Annotated in this window: 4 protein-coding genes; all 4 read right to left on the bottom strand. The window is 48.6% G+C overall.

The features are described 5' to 3' along the window. Window positions 1–168: 168 nt before the first annotated feature. Window positions 169–999: a tetratricopeptide repeat protein gene (locus L0156_21665; GenBank protein MCI0605602.1), complete on the bottom strand. Its 831-nt coding sequence runs from the start codon at window positions 997–999 to the stop codon at window positions 169–171. 49 nt (window positions 1,000–1,048) lie between these two features. Further along, window positions 1,049–2,050, bottom strand: coding sequence for a hypothetical protein (locus tag L0156_21660; protein MCI0605601.1), 1,002 nt, complete (start codon window positions 2,048–2,050; stop codon window positions 1,049–1,051). 25 nt (window positions 2,051–2,075) lie between these two features. Next, window positions 2,076–2,984, bottom strand: coding sequence for an ornithine cyclodeaminase family protein (locus L0156_21655; protein MCI0605600.1), 909 nt, complete (start codon window positions 2,982–2,984; stop codon window positions 2,076–2,078). A gap of 72 nt (window positions 2,985–3,056) precedes the next feature. Continuing rightward, on the bottom strand, window positions 3,057–3,904 hold an 848-nt coding region (locus L0156_21650), incomplete at its 5' end, for an AI-2E family transporter (GenBank protein MCI0605599.1).

Raw genomic sequence — 3,904 nt, 5'->3', positions numbered from 1 at the left:
TTCCCCCGCCCCCCACCCCACCCCCATTGCGGTTAGATTTTTGATGTCTCAATGAATGACCGCCAGGGTTAGATTTCTTAATGTCTCAATAGGCAAAAACTAGGGTTCTAATTCATGGGCTGCACGGAGGATCATCCACGCAGTCGAGACGTCCGCGGTACTTTGCTTTCATGGTTGGGAGGGAACGATCGGTTCGAAAGTGTGCAGAAGTTTTTTGGCGAGGATGTAGGAAATCGAATCACGGTAGTTTAAATCCACGATCTGTTGAAGCTCTTTATTCGTTTCGGGTGTATTGAGGTTCTTGTCCTGAAATTGATTGTACAGAACGAAAGTTTTTGCATCTGCTTTCTGCTGCTCATTTTTCGTCTGAGTCTCAACGTCCTCCGCCGTGATCTCGCCCTTTAAATAACGCAAGACGGGATATGGCCAAACCTCCGCGTTACACTGCGCTGAAGTACTTTCCAGAAAATTGTTTCCCTCTTCAAACTTACCCAATTCGCGATACGCAAAAAGCGTCATAATGATCACATCTTGACCGCGCGGATCTTTGCACGCCTCCACATCGAGATAGGCATGCCCGTCAGAAATAACTTCAGCAGGCTTCGCGAGAAACGTATGAATAATGGCACGATTGTAGTAAGAATTCGCGTTTTTGGAATTGAGCTCCAGGGCCTTGTCCAGATCCGGAAGTCCCTTTTCATACTGCTCCAACGTGATGTAAACCGATCCACGATTGTTGTAGGCAGCAACGAATTCCGGATCAATCTCGATTGCGCGAGTGTAATCGGCAATCGCCTGATCATACTGACCGATGTAATCGTAACTTGTACCGCGCAGAACGTATGCGTTTTTGGAGCTGGGGTCCTGCTCGATGACTCGATCCAGCTGGTTGATCGCTTCCTCGTACTTCCCTTCCCCAAACAGTTTTTTCGCTTGCTCGTAAGTTTGAGCAAAGCAGAAGCTTGCGGCAAGCAGAAATATTATGATCAGATGCTTCATGTTTCCCCCGGAATGAAAGATAGGTCAAAAGCTCAAAGCTTCAAGAGCTTCAGGGGGTACGATTGTTCTCTTCCGAGGATTCCTGGACGTCCGCGTTGAAGTCCACAATGATCACAACTTTGTCCTGGGATGACAGTTTCTTCGCGTTGTAACGATATTGTTGGAGTCCGCGGGGCGCCATATCCGGCGTATTGTAGCGTTCGACCAATGCGCCATTAATATAGAGCGCAGTCACACTATCCGCCGCGCGCGCATTTCCTTTGTTGTTCACGGAAAACGTCAATACGCCCTGCTTATCGATGTTGGGTTTGATCGCCAGCAGATCCGGCATACGAAGGGTTAACGGCACATCGAGTTTGTAGAGATTGTTCGCAACATCGGAATCTTCAATATCCGAACCGGACCAGCGCAAGATGAGTGAGCCGTTTGTCGCAGGGATGATCTGGGGATTTGGAATCTGCACTCTCGCTTCAAATTCCGCTCCGGCATCCATTCGCTCTATCCGTCTCTCCGATTGAGCGAGTGTCTGTCCGTATACTTCAAGCGTCACCTCTATTTTCGAAGCGCCGATCTTGTCGGGACCATTGTTGCGCAGCCGTACCACCAAGAAGTTTTTCCCTTTCTCTTTCTGCTCAGCCGACTCCACTTTGACAATTTGCAAGTCAGCCTTACGCAGATCGGGAGGTTTGATATTCATCTGCATGAAGTTGGTGGACGGCTGAACGTCCGGCTGTTGTGAATCGAAAACTTCCACTTTGACCGTGGTAATCCCAGTGCTAGGAAAATCTATGGTTAGCTGTTCTTTGCGGGAAGCCCCTGAAAGAAGTCCAGAAAGTTTAAACGCTTGCGTAGAAACCAGACGCTCCGCGGCATAGAAATATATATTGCATCCGACATTGTTTGCCGGGTCCGGTCCGTGATTCACAAATGCGAACTCGAGATTGAATTCTTTTCCCGGAATGCCTTTAATGGTTTTGATTTCAAGATCGGCGGCGCCAAATGCAAAATGACAAGAAAAAATACAAATCAGGAAAAGAGTTCTTAAGGACATAAGCATATAGTATTTGACGCGCTCTTTAAGATGAGAGTTTTATGCGGGAATAAATATAATGCGCAGAAGCGACATCTTCCAGAGCAATTCCATTCGACTTGAAAAGCGTTCTCTGCTCGCTTGAGGTACGTCCGTATTTTCGCTTTACAATTTCCTGTAGCTCGTGCACATGGTTCCATTGTTCCTCTGTCAATACATCGACAAAGTCTCCCGCCTCAATTTTGCTTTGCGCCCGGTCATCTGTGCAGAGCAAGCCGGCCAGACGGACCGCATCCGCGTCCAGTTCCCTTCTTAAAACGGAGTTCGAGCCGGCCGCGTTGATGTGAACGCCAGGTTTCAGCCAGCGACCTTCCACCACGGGGTCTTTCGACGACGTGATGGTAGAAACAACATCCGCATCGCGGACACATTCTTCTGAGGAAGAAGCGTTGACCAGCGTGGCGCGCACTTGCGATTGCATCTTGTCGATGAATTCTCTTCTTGCTTCTTCACGCCGCGAGTAAATTCGAATCTGTTCGAACTGTCGGACCGCATCGATCGCGAGAAGTTGTGTTTCTGCCTGAAAACCGGTTCCGATCACTGCGCCTATCTTAACATCCCGATTCGCTAGAAGATCCGTAGCCAGACCGCTTGCTGCGCCTGTTCGGATTTGACCCAGCGCGTCCCCTTCAAAGATCGCCAGCAATTCTCCGGAAGGTTCATCGAATAACAGCACCGCAAAGGAACCTCCACTTCGGCTTGTTCCATACGATTTCAGCCCCATCACAAGAAGCGATGGAATCGAAGCGGACATCACATGCAATAAACTATTCTTGGATTTCAACCGGTACCGCGGAATGTTGATGTATTCCAATGAAAATGCGTTTCGCAGCACTTCAATGCAATCACGAACAGAAAGGAGACGTTTTACCTGTTCTTCATTGATGTAAATCATGTTTGCCAACCTCCCCTTTATCCCTTCCTTCATAAGGAGGGGAAATCCGAGCATCACACATCTAAGACACTGTTATATCACCGGAGTCTTTTCGAGCTGTTTCTGCTGTTGATACCAGGGAGAATTGATATAGGCATTGTACGCGGATTTCAAAAACACGGTTGCAATAGCCATAAATGGAACAGCCAGAAGCATTCCCATAAATCCAAAGAGGGTGCCTCCAATCACCAGAGCCAGCATGATTACAACCGGATGAAGTCCCGTTCTTTTCCCCACAAATAGCGGACTTACCACAGTTCCTTCCAGCAATTGCGCAAACGCATAAAGAGCCACAATCCAGATGAGCCGGTGCCAATCCTGATTGTCCACAAAGGAAAAGAAAATGGATGCGCCGATTCCAAGAACAAACCCCAGATAGGGAACCATGTTAGCGAGACCCGAGAAAAGTCCGATCGGAACCGCCAGCGGAACGCGCAAAACGAGAAGTCCTATGATGTAGATCACTGCAAGAAACAGCGAAACGGAAAGCTGGCCGCGCAAATACTGGGACAACGCGTCATCCACTTCCCTGATTCTTGTAACCACGGTTTCCCTGCTTCTGGGCGGGATCATCTCAAGTCCCTTCGCCAGAATATTTCCAAAATCGTGCATCAAATAAAAAGCGAGCACCGGCACAAGCGCGAGATTCAGCAGAACAACAAGAAAGTTCACAACTCCGGAAAACATTTTGCCGAAAAAGTCCAGAACTGGTTTGGCGAGGGCCGGCAACTTTGGCTTTAAACTGATGTTGTAATACTCTTCGATCTGCAGAGCAAGGTCCGGATATCTTTCCATCAGTCCCTGCACCCAGGGTTCGACGTGCGATCGAACGACCTGCGCATACCGCGGGACATTCTTTGCGAAATCAGCAAACTCACGGC

Source organism: bacterium (assembly GCA_022616075.1).
Lineage (GTDB): Bacteria > Acidobacteriota > HRBIN11 > JAKEFK01 > JAKEFK01 > JAKEFK01.
This window is presented reverse-complemented; position numbering and strand designations above follow the sequence as displayed.

Bases quoted from the DNA above. Each gene is read 5' to 3' on its own strand.
- L0156_21665 (MCI0605602.1), bottom strand. From the start codon at position 999: ATGAAGCATCTGATCATAATATTTCTGCTTGCCGCAAGCTTCTGCTTT.
- L0156_21660 (MCI0605601.1), bottom strand. From the start codon at position 2,050: ATGTCCTTAAGAACTCTTTTCCTGATTTGTATTTTTTCTTGTCATTTT.
- L0156_21655 (MCI0605600.1), bottom strand. From the start codon at position 2,984: ATGATTTACATCAATGAAGAACAGGTAAAACGTCTCCTTTCTGTTCGT.